General features: G+C 65.6%; 20 protein-coding genes. 8 read left to right on the top strand and 12 right to left on the bottom strand.

The features are described from left to right. Window positions 1-36: 36 nt before the first annotated feature. The 6 genes from ACWW1C_RS13880 to ACWW1C_RS13855 all read right to left on the bottom strand — a co-directional run bounded on the left by ACWW1C_RS13880 (window position 37) and on the right by ACWW1C_RS13855 (window position 2,614). A complete protein-coding gene (locus ACWW1C_RS13880; protein WP_455983964.1) occupies window positions 37-603 on the bottom strand; it encodes a hypothetical protein in 567 nt (188 codons plus the stop codon). Continuing rightward, the gene (locus tag ACWW1C_RS13875) at window positions 600-1,160 is read right to left on the bottom strand and encodes a DUF6286 domain-containing protein (RefSeq protein WP_455983963.1); all 561 of its coding nucleotides are present in this window, start codon (window positions 1,158-1,160) and stop codon (window positions 600-602) included. The genes ACWW1C_RS13880 and ACWW1C_RS13875 overlap by 4 nt, the downstream gene beginning before the upstream one ends. Further along, window positions 1,160-1,558, bottom strand: coding sequence for an Asp23/Gls24 family envelope stress response protein (locus ACWW1C_RS13870; RefSeq protein WP_455983962.1), 399 nt, complete (start codon window positions 1,556-1,558; stop codon window positions 1,160-1,162). The genes ACWW1C_RS13875 and ACWW1C_RS13870 overlap by 1 nt, the downstream gene beginning before the upstream one ends. Then, complete coding sequence (locus ACWW1C_RS13865; RefSeq protein WP_267317478.1) at window positions 1,551-1,730, bottom strand: hypothetical protein; 180 nt, start codon at window positions 1,728-1,730, stop codon at window positions 1,551-1,553. Before ACWW1C_RS13865 ends, ACWW1C_RS13870 begins: the two co-directional genes overlap by 8 nt. A 100-nt stretch (window positions 1,731-1,830) precedes the next feature. Next, window positions 1,831-2,181, bottom strand: coding sequence for an Asp23/Gls24 family envelope stress response protein (locus ACWW1C_RS13860; RefSeq protein WP_455983961.1), 351 nt, complete (start codon window positions 2,179-2,181; stop codon window positions 1,831-1,833). After that, entirely contained in the window at window positions 2,150-2,614 is a 465-nt protein-coding gene (locus ACWW1C_RS13855; RefSeq protein ID WP_455983960.1) for an Asp23/Gls24 family envelope stress response protein, read from the bottom strand. The genes ACWW1C_RS13860 and ACWW1C_RS13855 overlap by 32 nt, the downstream gene beginning before the upstream one ends. A gap of 194 nt (window positions 2,615-2,808) precedes the next feature. Between ACWW1C_RS13855 and ACWW1C_RS13850 the strand changes: the two genes are divergently transcribed. Then, on the top strand, window positions 2,809-3,381 hold the full coding sequence (locus tag ACWW1C_RS13850; protein WP_455983959.1) for an RNA polymerase sigma factor: 573 nt from the start codon (window positions 2,809-2,811) through the stop codon (window positions 3,379-3,381). After that, the gene (locus ACWW1C_RS13845) at window positions 3,378-3,836 is read left to right on the top strand and encodes a hypothetical protein (RefSeq protein WP_455983958.1); all 459 of its coding nucleotides are present in this window, start codon (window positions 3,378-3,380) and stop codon (window positions 3,834-3,836) included. Before ACWW1C_RS13850 ends, ACWW1C_RS13845 begins: the two co-directional genes overlap by 4 nt. A gap of 17 nt (window positions 3,837-3,853) precedes the next feature. On the opposite strand, the gene whiA is transcribed toward ACWW1C_RS13845, so the two are convergent. Then, window positions 3,854-4,801 (bottom strand): DNA-binding protein WhiA, encoded by a 948-nt coding sequence (gene whiA, locus ACWW1C_RS13840; protein ID WP_455984274.1) that lies wholly within the window; start codon window positions 4,799-4,801, stop codon window positions 3,854-3,856. A gap of 121 nt (window positions 4,802-4,922) precedes the next feature. Next, on the bottom strand, window positions 4,923-5,396 hold the full coding sequence (locus ACWW1C_RS13835; RefSeq protein ID WP_455983957.1) for a hypothetical protein: 474 nt from the start codon (window positions 5,394-5,396) through the stop codon (window positions 4,923-4,925). Window positions 5,397-6,023: 627 nt separating this feature from the next. On the opposite strand from ACWW1C_RS13835, the gene ACWW1C_RS13830 reads away from it, so the two are divergent. Beyond that, complete coding sequence (locus tag ACWW1C_RS13830) at window positions 6,024-6,461, top strand: XRE family transcriptional regulator (RefSeq protein ID WP_455983956.1); 438 nt, start codon at window positions 6,024-6,026, stop codon at window positions 6,459-6,461. Between the two features lie 45 nt (window positions 6,462-6,506). Here the strand turns inward: ACWW1C_RS13830 and ACWW1C_RS13825 are convergent, their stop codons facing one another. Continuing rightward, complete coding sequence (locus ACWW1C_RS13825; RefSeq protein ID WP_455983955.1) at window positions 6,507-6,962, bottom strand: winged helix-turn-helix transcriptional regulator; 456 nt, start codon at window positions 6,960-6,962, stop codon at window positions 6,507-6,509. Between the two features lie 159 nt (window positions 6,963-7,121). On the opposite strand from ACWW1C_RS13825, the gene ACWW1C_RS13820 reads away from it, so the two are divergent. Continuing rightward, window positions 7,122-8,261 (top strand): MFS transporter, encoded by a 1,140-nt coding sequence (locus ACWW1C_RS13820; protein ID WP_455983954.1) that lies wholly within the window; start codon window positions 7,122-7,124, stop codon window positions 8,259-8,261. An 11-nt stretch (window positions 8,262-8,272) separates the two neighbouring features. Here the strand turns inward: ACWW1C_RS13820 and ACWW1C_RS13815 are convergent, their stop codons facing one another. Then, a complete protein-coding gene (locus ACWW1C_RS13815; RefSeq protein ID WP_455983953.1) occupies window positions 8,273-8,863 on the bottom strand; it encodes a TetR/AcrR family transcriptional regulator in 591 nt (196 codons plus the stop codon). Between the two features lie 206 nt (window positions 8,864-9,069). Here ACWW1C_RS13815 and ACWW1C_RS13810 point away from each other — a divergent pair, with 206 nt between their 5' ends. Beyond that, a complete protein-coding gene (locus tag ACWW1C_RS13810) occupies window positions 9,070-9,516 on the top strand; it encodes an MmpS family transport accessory protein (RefSeq protein ID WP_455983952.1) in 447 nt (148 codons plus the stop codon). Further along, entirely contained in the window at window positions 9,513-12,401 is a 2,889-nt protein-coding gene (locus ACWW1C_RS13805; RefSeq protein WP_455983951.1) for an MMPL/RND family transporter, read from the top strand. Before ACWW1C_RS13810 ends, ACWW1C_RS13805 begins: the two co-directional genes overlap by 4 nt. Window positions 12,402-12,410: 9 nt before the next feature. Here ACWW1C_RS13805 and ACWW1C_RS13800 read toward each other — a convergent pair whose 3' ends face one another. Next, window positions 12,411-13,751 carry an AurF N-oxygenase family protein gene (locus ACWW1C_RS13800; protein ID WP_455983950.1) on the bottom strand — a complete coding sequence of 447 codons (1,341 nt, stop codon included), beginning with the start codon at window positions 13,749-13,751 and terminating at the stop codon, window positions 12,411-12,413. Window positions 13,752-13,936: 185 nt separating this feature from the next. On the opposite strand from ACWW1C_RS13800, the gene ACWW1C_RS13795 reads away from it, so the two are divergent. Next, the gene (locus tag ACWW1C_RS13795; RefSeq protein ID WP_455983949.1) at window positions 13,937-15,394 is read left to right on the top strand and encodes an APC family permease; all 1,458 of its coding nucleotides are present in this window, start codon (window positions 13,937-13,939) and stop codon (window positions 15,392-15,394) included. Then, window positions 15,391-16,068 carry a helix-turn-helix domain-containing protein gene (locus tag ACWW1C_RS13790; protein ID WP_455983948.1) on the top strand — a complete coding sequence of 226 codons (678 nt, stop codon included), beginning with the start codon at window positions 15,391-15,393 and terminating at the stop codon, window positions 16,066-16,068. Before ACWW1C_RS13795 ends, ACWW1C_RS13790 begins: the two co-directional genes overlap by 4 nt. A gap of 21 nt (window positions 16,069-16,089) precedes the next feature. Here ACWW1C_RS13790 and ACWW1C_RS13785 read toward each other — a convergent pair whose 3' ends face one another. Beyond that, window positions 16,090-17,691, bottom strand: a complete 1,602-nt coding sequence (locus tag ACWW1C_RS13785) for an FAD-binding protein (protein ID WP_455983947.1) — start codon at window positions 17,689-17,691, stop codon at window positions 16,090-16,092. Window positions 17,692-17,766: the final 75 nt, after the last annotated feature.

Genomic DNA, 17,766 nt, shown 5'->3' with positions numbered 1-17,766 from the left:
ACGGCCAGACGAGGGGTGATCCGTTGCCCAGCGAGCTCAGCCGGTGCGTTTGGTTTTGGCGATCTGTACAACCGCGCGGGCCGCAACGATGTTGCTGGTACCCGCGGTGGCCCGGGCGATGTCGGCAAGGGTCGCATCGATGGCGGAGACGACATCGGCGAGGCCGGCCGGGTGCGCCGTCGTGACGGTCAACTCCACTGTCGACGTGCCCCGCTCGGCGAGCGTTTTGCCCTTGGCGGACTGCACATTCGAGTCCTGCGCCAACGCGGCGGCGGCCGCCGAGGCCACACCGTCGAGGTTCACCGTGAGGAATCCCGGGTCGGTGGTGCCGGGAACGCGCAGGACCTGCGCCTTCCGGACCGGCACATGCGCAATGAGCCAGACCAGGCCGACCACCACCAGAATTGCGCCCGCTCCGGCCAGTTCCCAGGGCCACCACGTCGAGGTGGTGGCACGCACGGCCGGCCCTGCGCTGATGCGTTCGGGAGCCACACGCACCAGATGCGTCGGCCACAGAGCGGCCGCGGCCCCTAGACAGGTCACGACTATCCCTGCGACGAATGTCGCCGCACGATCCACGAAATCAGTCGGCAGCAGGCTCATGCAGCCCCGCTCGTGCCGACGCGCACGACGATTCGCGGTGCGGGGATGAGAATTTCGGTCGCGCTGCCCACGGCGGCGGCGATCGCGCCCTTCGCTGCGGTCTCGGACTCGATACCGGTGATTCCGACATACATGGTGACTTTGCGGCGGGTGGCCGCCGAGTTCAGCACCTCGACGCCAGGCACGCAGGATGCCGCGTGTGACGCCAGTCGGGCGACGTCGCGCGGGCGCATCCACACCGATCCCCCGGTGTCGACGGCAACGACCGTCTTACGTCGGGGCCGCAGAGCGACGACAACCAACCAGATACCCAGCAACAGTGCGACGGCACCGGCGGGCATCATCCACCACTGACTGCGCAGGCCGTCGAGCGCGGTGATGGCCGTCCCGATCCAGGGCGTCCCGGCGACCCAGCCCAGCTCGACACCGGCTTCACGCAGAGACACGACCCCGCCGCCCACGACGACCAGCGCCAACGCCACCGCGACGTATCGGGCGGTGGCAGCGGCGACCGGGGACCGGCCGGGTGCCGGTAGTGCAACGTCGTCGGCGGTCATCATCGGGTCCTTTTCGTGTCTTTGGTGACGGTGCTGAACTGCTCGACGGTGACGTCCACGCGGTCGACCCGCAATCCGGCCATGTTCGACAAGGTCTGCGCGACGTTGCGCTGGACCGCACGTGCGACCTCCACCGCCGGCGCCGGCCACGCCACGGTCACCTTGAGGTGGGCTGAGACGCGGTCGCCGGTGACGGTCAGCTGCGCTTGCGGCAGAGACCGACCTGGGAGCTTCGTGCGACCTTCCGGGAATGGCAGCACGTCGGGTGTATCGAGCGCGGCCCGGACCGCAAGCCGTTGCGCGACCTTCTCACGAACGGTCAGGGTGCCGCGGGTGGCACCGTCATCCTCGGAATCACCTTGAGCAGCATCGGCTTCGGTCGCCTCGATATCAGTCACGGTCTCGGCCCCGCAACAAGGCGGCCAGATCGAGTTCGCCGTCGCGGTGGGCGCCGATCAGGTAGCCCGCCGCGCCGAGCAGCAGCGCGATGAGGAAACCGCCAAGTCCGCCGGCGGCCGCCGCAATGCCGAGTAGCAGACCCGCAACCAGACCCAGTGTCGATGAGGTCATGAAGTGAACCTTCCGCAGAACGAAGTTGTACTGGCACTTACGAGTTCGCTGCCCATGGTGTGGCGGCGCGCCCCTCGTCGCGCCGCCGCACCACGGCGGTCTACTGCAGCCCGCGATCGGGCGTTGGCGTCACCGGCACGAGATCTTCGATCGTGACGTCGACAGGCAACTCAGTCAGGTGAGCGACAGCTCGCTGAATTGCGGTTGCGGTGGGCCGCACGGGCACGCCGAGCACCAGACTCACATGCACGTCGACACGGTCCGCCGCGATCCGAATGCCTGATACCCGCCGTCCGGGCAGATAGGTGGCAACCTCGCCGAACATGCCCGGGTGCAAACCGGCCACGCCCTCGACGGCACTCACCGCGGCGGCGATGCGTTCGGTGGCATCCTCGAGAACCCCGTCCCCCGGCGGGGCATCACTGGACACGGGCAGGCGCGGCGTCGGCATCGTCGCCGCCATCACCGTCAAGGTGCACGTCGTGCACGGTGATGTTGACTTCGGTGACCTCGAGGCCGGTCATGCGTTCGACCGCGGCGATGACATTCCGCCGGATGCCTGCGGCCAGGTCGGCGATCGCCACGCCGTACTCGGCCACGATGTCGATGTCGACCGCTGCCTGCTTCTCGCCGATCTCGACAGACACGCCCTGGCTCTGGTTGACACTGGCGCCAGGTATCCGTTCACGGATGGCGCCGACCACCCGTGAGGCCCCGCCACCCAGGTCGTAGACACCGCTGACCTCCCGGGTCGCAATCCCGGCGATCTTGGAGACGACCACGTCCGCGATGGTCGTTTTGCCCTGCGAGCTCACCAAAGGTGCCCCCTGGTAAGGGCTGACTTCTTTGCCGGACGGCTCCACATCGGCCTGTGCGCTGGTCATCACCGCTCCCCTTTCGACGTCGATATATGGGTAGTCGTTACTCAGAACTCGAACCGAACGTCCCTCTTGAGTGATTCAGGACACATCGCAAATCTACTCAGCTGAACACGCCTCAGACAGCCCAGACGACCGCCAATTCTGGTACGAAGGCCTATATTTCAGGAGCGGTGGAGCGTAGCTGAGAGCGGAGTGTGGTGACAGCGCCAACCGGTGGCGACCTACGCGACGCTGACGACGAGGCCTTACGGGCCTCGGCGGTCGTCGGCGATCGCGAAGCGTTCGACGCCATCGTCAACCGCTATGGACCCGTGCTCTACCGGTACGCGCGCCGCATGCTCGCCTACGAGGCCGACGTCCCAGATGTCGTGCAGGACACGTTCGTTGCCGCGTGGCAGCAGATCGGTGCCTTCCGCGGCAGCTCGTCACTGCGGACGTGGTTGTTCGCGATCTGCTACCGGAAGATCGCCGACACGCACCGCCTCAAACGCGCACGGCCGGTTGAAGATTGGGTGCTGGAACCGTTGGCGGGGCCCGACACGTCAGCGGACCCCTTCACCGCGGCGTCCAATGCCGCCTTCCTGGATGCCCTCGAGTTGGCGCTCGGGGAACTGCCGGTGCGCCAGCGCGCGGTGTGGATGATGCGGGAGGTCGAGCAGATGACGTTCCCAGAAATCGGCGAGGTGCTGCACCTCAGCCCCGATGCGGTGCGCGGTCACCACCTTCGGGCTGTCAAGACTTTGCGTGTTCTGTTGAGGAGGTGGCAGTGACAGAGCCTGATCCCTTCCTGCACCGCGCAGCTTCGTACCTGAGGACTGTGCCCGAACCCGGCTGGGACGCCATCAGCAACAGAGTGCGTGCCGCGGTGCACGCGGCGTCCCGCGCGGGTTGGCCGATCCGGGCGTCCCGGGACACCGGTGCCGGAGTGGTGTACATCAGTGACCACGCCCTGCGCAGCCTGCTGGCGCGGGAGCTCCGCCGCAGATTCGTCTGCCAGCCGACCCGAATTGCTTTCACCCTGGAAGGCGCCGTACTGCGCGCCATCGACATCGACGTCACCGGAAGCTACGGAACTCAACTGCGCGATCTGGGCGACGACATCCGTCGGTTGGTGCTCGACACGATCCGCACCATCCTCGATGACCTCGATCAGAACGGCGAGCATCCGGCCGGACCGATCGACGTGACCATCACGGACGTCGTCGAAGGCGACCCGCTGGGGTAACAGCGGTTCTGCTCAGATCAGCCTGCCGCGACAACCACACTGGTGTCGGCAAGCCCAGCGCGCTTTGCTTCGCGGTCGGCCATTCCCAAAACCCGCCGGAGACGACCAGCGGCTGCGTGCTTCGTCAGCGGTGGCTCGGCGAGGCGACCCAGGTCCTCCAACGACAGGTCAGGATGCCGGATCCGCAGACGCGCGATCTCGACGAAATGAGCGGGAGCCTTGTCGCCGAGGATTTCCAGCGCACGTTGCGCCCTGACCGCAGTCGTCATCGCCGACTGCTGTGCACGACGTTGGTTGGAATCCACCAATGCCGCGCCGACGGTCCCGGTGTTCGCGTGATCGCGATGAAGTTGCCAGACCGCTTGAGTCTGTTGGGCACCAATCAGGTTCAACAACGAGGAGATGGTGTCAGCGTCGCGCACCGTGACGCGATCGGCCCCGCGCAACTGTCGCGCCTTCACGTGCACGCCGAGCCGGCGTGCCGCTCCGGTGAGCGCCAGGGCAGCTTCCATGCCCGGGCATTCCACCTCCAGACCCCGGGCACGCCCCGCCAGTGACAGCGACCCGCGAGCGAGAAACGCCCCACGCCAAACCGCTTCGGCTTCGGCTCTGCTGCCGCCGACGATCTGTGCGGGCATACCCCGGACCGGCCGCCCCCAGCGGTCGATCAACCCGGTCCATCGGGCCACATCTTCTGCCTGCTGGGCGACGTGCACCAGATAGCGACTACGCGAACCGATGCTCGGCAGTACACGTACCTCCGCCGCATACCCGGACAAGTCCTTGAGGTCCCTGCACACGCGGCTGGCAACGGACTCCCGGTCGACGTCGGCGTCGATCACCACACGCCCATTCGCCACCCGCAGCCCGCCCGCGAACTGAAGCAGCGCGGTCACCTCGGCTTTGCGGGCACTGGGCAGATGCACGACCGTCCTGGCCAGTTCGTCCTTCACCTTCGGCGTCAACACCACTAATCTCCCACCACACATTGGTTCCGTACTCGCCGTGGCCAGGTATGCAGCGTGTCGGCAAGTGGCTCCGGGACCGAAAGCCGTTCACGTTCAACCACTGTCATCAACGCCTGGATCACCGAATCGAACCTGCTCGCGCGGACGGCCGCGCCGCGCGCTGGGAGTACCCGGGCACCGTGGCGATGAGCCGGCGGAGGTAGTCCCGCTGGTCATAGGTCAAGCGTTGAAGGAAGTTTGCCAGCGCTGACGCCTCGGTGCCGTCGTCGGGCATGTTGCGGGGAAAGACCACCCACAATGTCTCATCGCCCACCACCCCGATCTCCGCGATGAAGCCACCACCGGCGAGCTGCTCCCCCAACGCACGCAGTCGCCAGCCCTGCGCTTGGAGTGCGTTGGCCCACCAGTACGCCACCCGAACCGGACGTGGCGGTTGGCTGATCATGCCGGGGATATGTGCGGAGTTGCGCGCCGCGGAACGCGGCTGCTTCAACAGCTGCGAGCCGCGTAACAGAGCCACCATCCCCGTGGTCTCGTCAGCCCACTCTGTGCAGTCGTGCCGGGAGCAGTCTTGCCGTCCAACAGAATTCATTCGAGTCTCCCTATCGTCCGCGGCGTTTCCGTGACGTGGTAAAGCAGCAGCATGATGGCGTCGGGGCCAGATGCCCACGAACGTGCACCACCCGATGCAAGGCGGCACGGAGCGCGACCCCGAGCCAAGACCGGCTACCGCCGAAGCTCGCCGGTGTGGTGCTGACGTGGTCGTCCAGCGCGACGATGCGCGCGGTCAATCCCGCGAACGGAACCCAGCAACCACCGAACCCGACAACCTCACAGTCGGCGTTACGGCAATGTGAACAACGCGAAAGTCGACACGAGACACCGCGATACCCGCGGCAGAACACGAAACACTGCATCCCCCTTGAGAAGACCGGCCCCAAGCCCCCCGGCTTTACTGGCACTCAACTGATGTCACGAGAATTCCACGAACCTACCGACGCGTCAACTCTTCGCAAATATTAGCTGTCGTTGCATTCACGGAAATGTGAGCTAACGTTCGTCGTGACGGGCGCACGCCCGCACACCGTCCTGCGGCAGCTCGCCCAGGTGCCGCACCCCCGGGCGGTCATCACCAGGTCACTTCGGCGCCACGATCGAGCCGGCATCAACTGGCACACCGTAAGTCACTGCACCACTACATGATTCAAGGGGGAATCGCGTGGCCAGCAACAAGCAACGCCAATATTCAGCGGACGCAGCGGCTTTCGCCGAACGCCTCAACCGACTGTTCGCCGTCATTCGCCCGCCCGGGCGGGGGCCGTATCGCAGCTTCGAGGTTACCGAGGCCCTCGCCCGTCGCGGGTACCAATTGTCGGCCCCATACCTGTCGCAACTGCGCTCAGGTACTCGCAAGTGCCCGTCTCCGCGCACCGCGGAGATGTTGGCCGGATTCTTCGGCGTAGAAGCCGCGTACTTCGACGCCGACACCCGTTATGCGCGTGCGCTCGACGTCGAATTGGACTGGCTCCGACTGGCCCATGACGAGACCGTTCGTGAGCTCACGACGGCACTCATGACACTGAAACCCCACCAGCGCGACGAACTGCTCGAGCGGGCAGACCGATCCCAATTCGACGGCGTGGCAACCATCGCATGACCATCCGATGGCGCGAAACCGGTTCCGGTAAAACCTGATTCGCTGTCACGGAGCCACCCAGCCGGCGGGCCGTACGGGCCGGGTGTGCTCAGGTCTGATCTCGTCGCCATCGGGCGATTGATACTGCAATCTCGGCAATGGCACGCCGGTACGCGAATCGACGTACGACGTGCAGGGTTCGCCGTCGGTGAATGTGTTGTCGGCACCCCATTCCCGCAGTGCGACGATGAGATGAAACAGCTTCTCCCCCTTGGGAGTGAGTACATATTCTCGATAGGACGATCCGCCGGCGTCGGGACGCGACTCCATCACGCCGGTTTCGACCAGGTGCCGCAGACGTCCCGACAGGATGTTCTTCGCGACACCCAGGCTGCGCTGAAACTCCGAGAACCGCGACAACCCCTCGAAGGCGTCGCGAAGGATCATCAACGTCCACTTGTCCCCCACGATGTCGACGGTGCGCGATACCGGACAAGTGGATCGAGCCAGCTGACTGCTCATGACACCCCTCGAGTCGCACTGGTTGCAATTTGCAACCAGACTGCTTATGGTCTGGTTGCAATCTAGTACCACTTCGTCGGATGCTCCAGAGGGATGGCCCACCGAATGTCGTGCACGACCGAACCCGACTCCAGGCAGAACCAGACAATTGGCACATCGATGGCGTTGCTTCTCGCCTTCGTCAGTGGCGCGGCGGTGGCCAATGTCTATTACGCCCAACCACTCCTGGACAACCTCGGCGTCGAGTTGCACATGTCAACGGCTCAGTTGGGCTGGGTGACGACGGCGACGCAGGGCGGATACCTCCTGGGTCTGATCCTGGTGGTGCCGCTGGGCGATCGCTTCGACCGACGCCGCGTCATCCTCGTACAACTGGCCGTGACCGCGCTCGGACTGCTCGGCGCAGCTGTGGCGCCGTCGGCGTGGACGTTCCTGGCCTGCAGCACAGCTTTCGGTGCGGCCTCGACGGTTGTCCAGGTGATCACCGCCTTCGCCGCGGCGACCAGCCCGCCGGATCGGCGCGGGCGGGCCGTCGGCATCGTCACCACCGGAGTCGTCCTCGGAATCCTGTTGGCCCGCACGGTGTCCGGGTCGATTGCCGGCTTGTGGGGGTGGCGCGCAGTCTTCGTCATCGCGGCACTTGTCATGATGGCGGTCTGCGGTTGGTTGGCCGTGACCCTCCCTCGCGACACCATCGAGAAAGTCGCCGTGCCCTACCGTCATGCGATCGCCTCTGTCGTCACCCTCACCCGGTATGACAACGCATTTCGCGTACGAAGCCTCATCGGAGGGTTGATGTTCGCCAGCTTCGGAGCCGCGTGGGGGTCATTGGCACTCCCGCTGGCTACGGCACCCTGGAACCTGACCGTGACGCAGATCGGGCTGTTCGGCATCGTCGGCGCCGCCGGAGCGCTCGGCGCGTCGGGTGCGGGCCGTTGGGCCGACGCGGGTTACACCCAACGTGCCACCGGTGCCATGCTCGTCGTGTTCCTCGCCTCCTGGCTGGCGATCTCCCAAACGCCGACCTCGCTGATCCTGCTCGGAATCGGTTTGGTCGCACTCGATTTCGCGGGCGAAGCATTGCACGTGATCAACCAGCACATCATCGTCGAGTCCGACCCCACCGCGACCACGAGCCTCATCGGCGGCTACATGGTCTACTACTCGATCGGCACAGGCCTCGGAGCCATCGCCGCCACGGTCGCGTACGCGCATTCGGGGTGGACCGGTACGAGCGTGGTAGGTGCGGTGTTCGCGCTGGCCGCCCTCGGCGTGTGGATCGGCGACCGCGTCAGATGATCGACAGCACGCTACCGGCGCCCCGTGAGGCTGGGTAGCAACACGTCGTCGACCAAGATTCGCACCGTGTCATCGGTCGGTGGCCGGTCGGAGACGAGCGCCCGAAAAACCAGATACCCCGGCAGCAGATCGAATATCTCTTCATTGATGGCGGCGGCAGCGATCTCGCCGCGTTCGACAGCCTCGGCAAGGACGCCGTCGAGCACCAACTTGCGCTGAAGGACGAACTTCTCCTGCATCACCGCCTGCAGGCCCGGACTGTGTGACATCTCGTTCAGCACAGCCCGCATGGTCGGCGTGTGCTCCTGAGCGTGTTGACACGTCGCCCGGCCGATCTCCAGGAGATCGCCGCGCAGCGAGCCGGTGTGGGGTGGCACCGCGGAACTTCGGGTGCCTTCGATGAAGGCAGCCAGCACCAGATCCGCTTTCGACGGCCAGCGCCGGTACATCGTCGCCTTACTGGCCTTGGCCTTGGTCGCCACCGCTTCGACACTCAGCCGGTCATACCCGTGCTCCTGCAACAGCTCGAGCGTGATCGCCAAGAGTTCGGCCTCGCGCTCACTCCACGGGCAGCTCGAGGCATCGCAGGTGTCATCAGACATCACCACACCTCTTCCTGATCGCACACAGATGGAATACCAGAGTTACACCACGGTGTTGCACTCGGTTACGGCATTGAGCGCAGACTTTCGCACATATGTCAACTCGGTTGCGATCGCGCGTACGGTACCGTACCGTTCTCCTTTGCGGGACGATTTGACGGAACAGCTTCGGCCGTTCGTCAGCGGGGGCGTCGAAAGGCTTTGGCTTGAGCAAGTTTTCGGTGAGCAGGTTGGCACGGCGGCAGTGGATCGCCATCGTGGCGATCGTGGTGGTTGCCCTCGTCGGGTTCAGTGTCTACCGATTGCGGGGCATCTTCGGCTCCGACAACGAGTTGTCGCGGCCCGGTTCAGAAGCCCTGGAGAACACCGGTTACAACCCCAAACGGGTCCTCTTCGAGGTGTTCGGTTCACCCGGCTCCACGGCGACCATCAACTTTCTCGATATCAATGCGCAGCCACAGCGGGTGGAGAACGTCACCCTGCCGTGGTCACAGGCGCTGACCACCGACGACCCGACCATGTACGCCGACCTGCGCGCTCAAGGTGACGGCAGCATCATCGGTTGCCGCATCACCGTCAACGGCATCGTCAAGGACGAAAGGTCCTCCAACCACGTGAACGGATACATCTCGTGCCTGGACAAGACCGCATGAGCGAGCATCAGCGAGGAGTCGATACCGCCGTCGAGGGCTCGCTTCCGGCGCGCCTCATCCGCAAGCTGTCCCTGCCGATCCTGCTGATCTGGATCGGTATCGCCGCCGTCACCAACACCATTTCGCCCCAGCTCGAAGTCGTCGGCTGGGAACGATCCGTCGGGCAGAACGCAGCCGACGCGCCCGGCATCCTCGCGATGCGGCACATCGGCGAGGTCTTCCACGAATTCGATTCGGACAGTGCGGCGATGCTCGTGATCGAGGGCGATCAGCCGCTCGGGCCCACGGCACACAACTACTACGACGGCTTGGTGAAGCGGCTTCAGGCCGACAAGGAGCACGTCGAGCACGTCCAGGACTTCTGGGGGGACCCGCTCACCGCCGGCGGCTCGCAGAGCAAGGACGGCAAGGCCGCGCTCACGCAGCTGTATCTGCGCGGTAATCAGGGCGAAGCGATGTCCAACATCTCCGTCGACGCCGTCCGCAAGATCGTCGCCGCCGATCCGCCTCCGCCCGGTATCAGGGCATACATCACCGGCGCATCGCCGTTGGTGACCGACAACTTCGAGGTCGGCAGCGCCGGTACCAACGAGGTCACCGGTATCACCTTCCTGGTCATCGGCATCATGCTGCTCTTCGTCTATCGATCACTGGTGACGATGCTGATCGTCCTGCTGACCGTCGCTGTCGAACTGGCTGCTGCCCGTGGCGTCGTCGCCTTCCTCGCCCACGCCGGCGTCATCGGTCTGTCCACCTATGCGACGAACCTGCTGACGCTTCTCGCCATCGCGGCGGGCACCGACTACGCGATCTTCGTCGTCGGCCGCTACCAGGAGGCGCGCGGCAAGGGCATGGACCGGATCTCGGCCTACCACGACATGTGGCACGGCACCGTTCACGTCATGGTCGGCTCAGGCCTGACGATTGCCGGCGCCGTCGCCTGCATGAGCTTCGCCCGACTCCCCTACTTCCAGACGCTCGGAATTCCCGCGGCCATCGGTGTTCTCGTGACGTTGGCGGCCGCGCTGACGCTGGGACCGGCGGTGTTGTTGATCGCCACCCGCTTCGGACTCATGGAACCCAAGGTCGCTCAACGGGCGCGGGGCTGGCGCAAGATCGGCACGGCCATCGTGCGCTGGCCCGGACCGATCCTGGTGGTGACCGGCGCGATCGCACTCATCGGGGTGTTCGCACTGCCCGGGTTCGAAGTGAGCTATGACAACCGCCCGTACATCCCCGCCAGCGCACCTGGCGTTGTCGGCATGGAAGCCGCGGAGCGGCACTTCACCGAGGCCAGGATCAATCCCGAGCTGCTGATGATCGAAGCCGATCACGACATGCGGAATCCGGCGGACATGCTGATCCTCGAACGCGCCGCCAAGGCCGTGCTGCACACGCCGGGAATTGCTCTGGTGCAGTCGATTACGCGCCCGCTGGGCACGCCGATCACCCACAGCTCCATCCCGTTCCAGATCAGCGCATCCAGTGCGAGCCAGATCATGAACCTGGGCTACCAGAAGGACCGGGCGAACGATCTGCTCAAGCAGGCCAACGAGATCGACAATACGATCGGTGTGCTCAAGCAGCAGCTGTCGCTGCAGAAGCAGAGCGCCGCGGCGACCCATGAACAGGTCGAGGCGTTCCACGACACCGTCGTCACGGTCAACGACCTGCGGAACAAGCTCGCCGATTTCGACGACCAGTTCCGTCCGTTGCGCAACTACTTCTACTGGGAACCGCACTGCTTCGACATCCCCATGTGCTCGGCATTGCGGTCGGTGTTCGACTCCCTGGACGGAATCGCCGATCTCTCCGACAAGTTCGGCAACATCACCGCCAGCCTCGACAAATTGGATGCCCTGCAGCCGCAATTGGTGGCGCTGATCCCGCCGCAGATCGCCATCCAGGAACGCAATCGCGAACTGACGCTGTCGAATTACGCGACCACCGGTGGCACCAACTCCCAGAGCGATGAAGCGCTGAAGAATGCCACCGCCATGGGCAAGGCCTTCGACGACGCCAAGAACGACGACACGTTCTATCTGCCGCCCGAGGCCTTCGACAACGCCGACTTCAAGCGCGGGCTCAAGCTGTTCCTGTCGCCAGATGGCAAGGCCGCGCGAATGATCGTGACCCACCAGGGCAACCCCGCCAACCCCGAGGCCATCCCGCACATCAACGCGATCAAGGACGCGGTATTCGATGCCCTGAAGGCGACACCGATGTCGGACGCCAAGATCTACGTCGCCGGTATCGGCGCCACCAACAAGGACATTCAAGAGGGCACCAAGTACGACCTGTTGATCTCCGCGCTGGCGGCAGTCGCACTCATCCTGCTGATCATGGTGATCGTCACCCGCAGCATCGTGGCCGCGGCCGTCATCGTCGGTACCGTCGTGCTGTCGCTGGGCGCTTCGATCGGCTTGTCGGTTCTGGTGTGGCAGTACATCTTCGGCATCCATCTCTACTGGGTCGTGGTGCCGCTGGCGATCATCCTGCTGCTGGCGGTCGGCGCGGACTACAACCTCCTGCTGGTGTCCCGGTTCAAAGAGGAGATGCATGCCGGTCTCAACACCGGCATCATCCGGTCGATGGGCGGTACCGGAAGCGTCGTCACCGCAGCCGGTTTGGTGTTCTCCGCGACGATGGCAGCGTTCATCTTCAGCCCGCTGGTGATTCTCGGGCAGATCGGTACGACCATCGGTCTGGGTCTGCTGTTCGACACATTGGTGGTGCGGTCGTTCATGACGCCGTCGATCGCCGCGCTGCTGGGCAAGTGGTTCTGGTGGCCGCAGATCGTGCGCCAGCGCCCGGTGCCCGCGGCCTGGCCCGCACCGGTGGACAAGACGGAGGACGACGATCTGGTGGGATCGAGCGAACGCTGACACCGGTGTTCACAGCGCCGGCATGAATTCGGCCAGAGCGAGGATCATCGACACCACCAGCGCCAGCCCGATCAAGCCGCCGGCGGGAATCATCATCCCGCACACCATGATCCAGACCAGAAGTCTGGGACACTCAAACGGCTGGTTACCCACCACTCCACCGCGACGGGCCCGCAGCAGGTGGTAGGACGCCCAGACGGCCGCCCCCAGCGTCGCTACTGCGATGATCCGTAAACCGACGGGTGTGCCGGCCACGGCGATACCTCCCATGATCCCCGTGGCCGCCACCCGCGCCCATGTCACCGTTCGAAACTGAGTCGTCCGGGTGAATGGGTGGCTGCGATCGGGCTCGCCGCGGTAGCGCGGCACCCGGCCTTCGATACCCAGCAGACGCCACACCCATCGCGACCAGACCGTCCGCAGACCGAGGTCTTCGGCAACGCGCCGGACATCGGCGGCCGATTCCGCCAACATCCGCCGCGACCGGGCGCTGCGCCAGTAGGCGGCCTTGAATACGTGCCGCGGAATCCCGAACTGCCGGGCGAACGTCCGCGGCGGAGCGATCATCTCACCGATCAACCAGCGCAGATAGATGGGAAATGCCAAGGCGTACAACACCCGCCGGAACCGACCCACGCCGGCGATCGCCTGCGCCAGATAGTGGCTGGCGAACGAGATGTGCCGGGCCTCCTCTGCGAGATGAATCGAGGTGACCTTGTTCAGCAGCGGGGGCACGGCGGCCGCGCCACGATGTTGCAGCGTCTGCTGGAAATGCAGCGGCTGCTCGCCACACAGCACTCCGATGAACAGGAAGATGTTGGCATAGCCACCGATGAAGCCCAGGATCGGCCCGAAGAACCGGGAGCCTCTGCGCATCCCGGGAACGTCGGCGCCGGTGCGGTTGACGAATTCCTGGAACATCTGGATGTGGTGGCATTCGTCAGTCAGTTCGTGCAGTAGATAACGGAACACCGCGGAGCCGTTCGGCAAGGTGCCGGCGTGGTGAATCACGCCGCGAATCAGCATCATTTCGAACTGCAGCGTGACCTTGAGAATGTTCGCGGTCAGCCACCGACCCATGGCAACGCGCTGCTCGAGAGGTTGCCGCGCATACCAGTCGGTCGCCGCGAGCGGCGCGATATCGGAGTCCAGCTGCCAACGCGGATCGTCCTCTTGCACCGTATTTTCCGGTGCATCCCAGTCGATGTCGACAAACGGATCGAAACGCCGACGGGTACTGGCATCAGAGAGCGCCGTCGCGATGTCGGCGTTCAGTTCACCCAATGCGTCGGCGGCCGGATGTGGTCCGCACCACTCACTGGGGGCAACTGAGGTGGATTCCACTGTCATGACGTGACCTCCGTTGGTATCGAAGGGAACTGGGTGCCGACGAGCGTGCGGCCAGGCCTTTGCGCGACGGTGTCGGTCACGTTGCGTCGGTGGCGATTCGTGTGGGAAGCGTTGTCCCAGTGCGGGATATGTTGGCGACACGGGCGGGAAACCTTGAAGAAACAGGAGAGTTCCTATACTCGGCGATGCTCGTCTCTGACCAACCGCTGCCGCTACGAGGCCTGGGCCCGCGGACCCGCCTCGGCGGGTTGGACAAAGGGGCGTTGGGTGCCGCGGATGTTGCGGCACAGTCCGTTTCCGCGATGGCGCCGTGCGGCGCCGCGACCGCGATCCCCGTACTCGTCGCCGCGCAAGGCGGTCCCGTCGTGGCGAGCATGGCTACCGCGTTTGCCATCACCCTGGTGGTGTCGTGGCTCGTGCGGGGGTTTGCCCGGCGCGTGCCCGCTGCCGGTTCCCTCTACACTTGCGCTGCCATCGGTGTCGGACCGATGTCCGGATTCCTCACCGCCGGCGCACTGTTGCTCGGGTACCTCGGCACGGGAATGTTCGCCGTCACGGAATCGTCGTCGTTCGCGTTGCGCTTGGCGTCCACGGCGGGGATGACGGCGCACGGATGGCTCGTCGCGGTCGGCGCGCTCGGATTTGCGGTGGCCAGTGGGCTGGTACTGGTTCGCGGAATCCGGCTGTCAGCGCGGGTTTCACTGGTGACCGAAGCGGTGGCCGTACTACTCGTGGTGGCAGTGTCGTTGTGGCTGCTCTGTCACGGTGACGGACACATCCTGCAGGAGGCCGCGCTGCTTCCCGTCCCCGATATCGACCGACTGGCCGGCGGTATCGCGGTGGCGATGACGGCGTTCGTCGGTTTCGAGAGCGCCACAGTGCTGTCGGTCGAGACGCGCGCCCCGCTGCGTACGGTGCCGGCAGCCGTCCGTGGTTCACTGTTGGTGGGCGGGTCCGTTGTGCTGCTTGCGACCCTGGCACAGGCCGAATCGCTCAGTGGCGCGACGCCCACTTCGTGGTTCCAGACACTGGCGGCCAGTCCCGGCGGCCGGATGCTGGTGCCGGCGGTATATCTCGCGGCGACTCTGTCGTTTTTCGCCTGCGCGTTGGCGTCCACGACTGCGGCGGCGCGCGTCTTGTTGTCCCTGGCCCGTGAAGGCGTGCTCCCAGAAGTCCTCGGCCACACCGATCTCCGCAGCAAGGCGCCGACGGTGGGGATCGCGGTGTGCACGGCGGCCGTGTTCGGGGTGCCGTTCGCGGTCAGCGCGTTTGGTGCCAACCCGACAGCGGTGTGCGGATCCTTGGTGGTCGGGGCGGTCTGTGGCTACCTGCTGGCGTATGCCGCGCTCGCCGGCGCGATGCCGTTGATGCTGCGGCACCTTGGTGAACCCAGTCGCGTGGTGTGGGTAATCGGACCAGCGTGCGCGGTGGTCCTCGCCGCAGTGGTGGCTGGGTTCTGGGGTTTGACGGTCGCCGGTCCATCGTGGTCCGGCGCGGCGGTGTCGGCCGCGTGGATGCTGCTGTGGGCCGCCGTCGGCTACTGGGTACGAGCCCGCCGCCCGGATGCTTTCGCATCGATTGGCGCGCACTCCGGAACAGTCCGGTCCGCGGTCTGGCGCGGCTATCTGCGGGGCTCGCCATGACACGCGCGTTGCGGCCGGATGCGGGATCGCGCTCCGCGCTCGCCGCCCTGGCCATCATCGAAGAAGTGGCGGCTGCGGGGCCAGGAGTCACGGCGTTGGAGATCACCTATCGGTTGCGGATGTCGCGGTCGGTTGCGTACCGCTTGCTCGGGGTCTTGGTCGAGAGCGAATACCTGGTCCGCACTCCCGATTTGGGTGGATTCGCACTGGGACGCCGGATCGATCGGCTCGTCGGCATCCCGTCCACACCCGCGGACCGGGTGCGCGAGGCGGTGGACGCGGTACGCGCCGAAGCCCGGTTCGGGATACACCTGGTGCTGCATCGACCTCTGGCTCCCGCCACGCAGCCGGTACTGGAACTGTTCGACATCGATCCGGATTTCCCACTGTCGGATCCCGACCGCATCGTCGCCGAGCCGGATTGCTCGGCCATCGGACGCATCGTCTCCGCGGACGCGCGCGGCGAGCGCCCGGCATTCGCCTCGCAGCGCGGGCTGCTGGTACCCGGCCACGGCTGCCTCGCCGTCCCGATCCGCGGTCAGGATTGCCGTCTCATCGCCGTGCTGGCCGCCTCTGCACCCACGCACAGGGTCGCGGACTCGGAGACGTTGGTTGCTTTCCTGGCTCCCCACGCGCAAGCGCTCGCGGTCGCATGCGCCGGCCGCTCAGCGTGATCAGTTGTGCCGCTTCCGATCTCACTGAGCAGAGATGGACGGGTGCCGGACGGCATGCGCTGCGGCCCGCCGTCCTGAGTACACGCAATCGGCCAGCGATAGTCCGCTCACATATGAGTTGGCGCAGATGCCGATCGCCGTGCGCCCTGCCGCGAAGAGGCCGTCGATCGGTTGTCCCTCCGGAGTTTTCACCGCGCCCGTCTCTTCGTCGACGATGAGGCCGCCGAGGGTGAACATCGGACACGGATTGATCAGGCTGCGCTTGATCGAGATCGCGATGAGCGAGAACGGCCCCCGCTCGACGCGGTGGACGAACTCGGCCGGCTTACCCATCGGATCCGGGCGTCCCGCGGCCGCGGCGTCGTTGTGTTCGGTGACGGTCTGGTGGAGTCCCACTGGGTCGACACCCGCTTTGGCGGCCACGGCTTCGATCGTGTCCCCCTCGACACGATCGGTCCGCAACATGGCCTCCATCTGCAGGCGCTGAAACCAAATCGCTTGCTGTGGCATTTGTTTGCGCGCCTGCTCGAGCAGCGTCCGGTCCGCCAGAATCCATCCCCGACCGTTGTGGCCTTGAACCATCGCGTTGCCGATCGCTGCGCCGTACCGGGTTTCGTCGATGAAGCGCTGCCCTTGTTCGTCGACGACCAGCCCGCCGAGCATGGCACTGGGCGGGGTGATGAACCGCCACGCGGACACGTTGTCGAGCCGATCGGCGGCCGCGCCGACATCGACGGCGAGCTGCATGCCGCTGCCGTCGTCCGCACTGGTTCCGAGCTGAAGGCCCTCGCGATATCCGGGAGCGTGGTGTTCGATCAACTCTCGATTGGCGATATAGCCACCGGCACAGAGGATTACGCCTTTACGGGCATGGACGTCGACCGTTTGCGCGTACCGGCGCTCCAGGGCGGCCAGGCGCCGATCCATCACCGCGCGCAGCGGCGGGTAGTAGATGCCCGGTTTCACCGCCAGCGCGGCGTACGTCGCGTAGCGTCGCTGCACCCACGCCGGGGCGTGTGCGAGGGTGCTGGTGCGGACACCCACCACGCGCCCGGTGGCGTCGGTCAGAAGGGAGTCGGCTCGGGTGTGGAACATCGTGCGCACCCCGGCACGAGTCGCCGAGGCCGCCAGTGGCTGGTAGATCTTCTTCCCCGACGCGCCCGGCCCCTTGGCGCGGTGGCCGCGCTGGACCGGCGGGGTGAGCGCCCGGAACTGGCCGGAGTTCTCGCTGCCCGAGTAGTACAGGTAGTACTTGTTGTTCGGGTACGACGTCTTGTACGGGCACACCGACGCCTCGAACGGCACGCCGTGTCCGGTCAACCAGTCGATCATCGCGGGGCTGCCGTCGACGAACCGCCGTAGCGTTTCCGGGCGCACCGAGTCGCCGACCTCGGCGTGCAGGTAGGTGTACATCGCGTCAGCGCTGTCGTCGATACCGGCCTGACGCTGCACCCAGGTGCCGCCACCGGCGTAGATGATGCCCCCGGACACCTGTGTCGCACCACCCCCGTTGAATCGGTCGATGGCGAGGACATCCGCTCCCTGAGCTCGCGCTTCGAGTGCGGCGCATACGCCGGCAGCTCCGTAGCCGACCACAACCACGTCTGCGGTGACGCTGCTCATGGTGATCCCTTCCGACACGCATCTAGTACTGACGGTTTAGACTCTGAGTACAACATATCAGTTTGAATGCGGGTT

This window comes from Mycobacterium sp. HM-7 (assembly GCF_053852335.1).
Note: the sequence above shows the minus strand (reverse complement) of the source record. Positions and strands in the feature narration are given on the sequence as shown.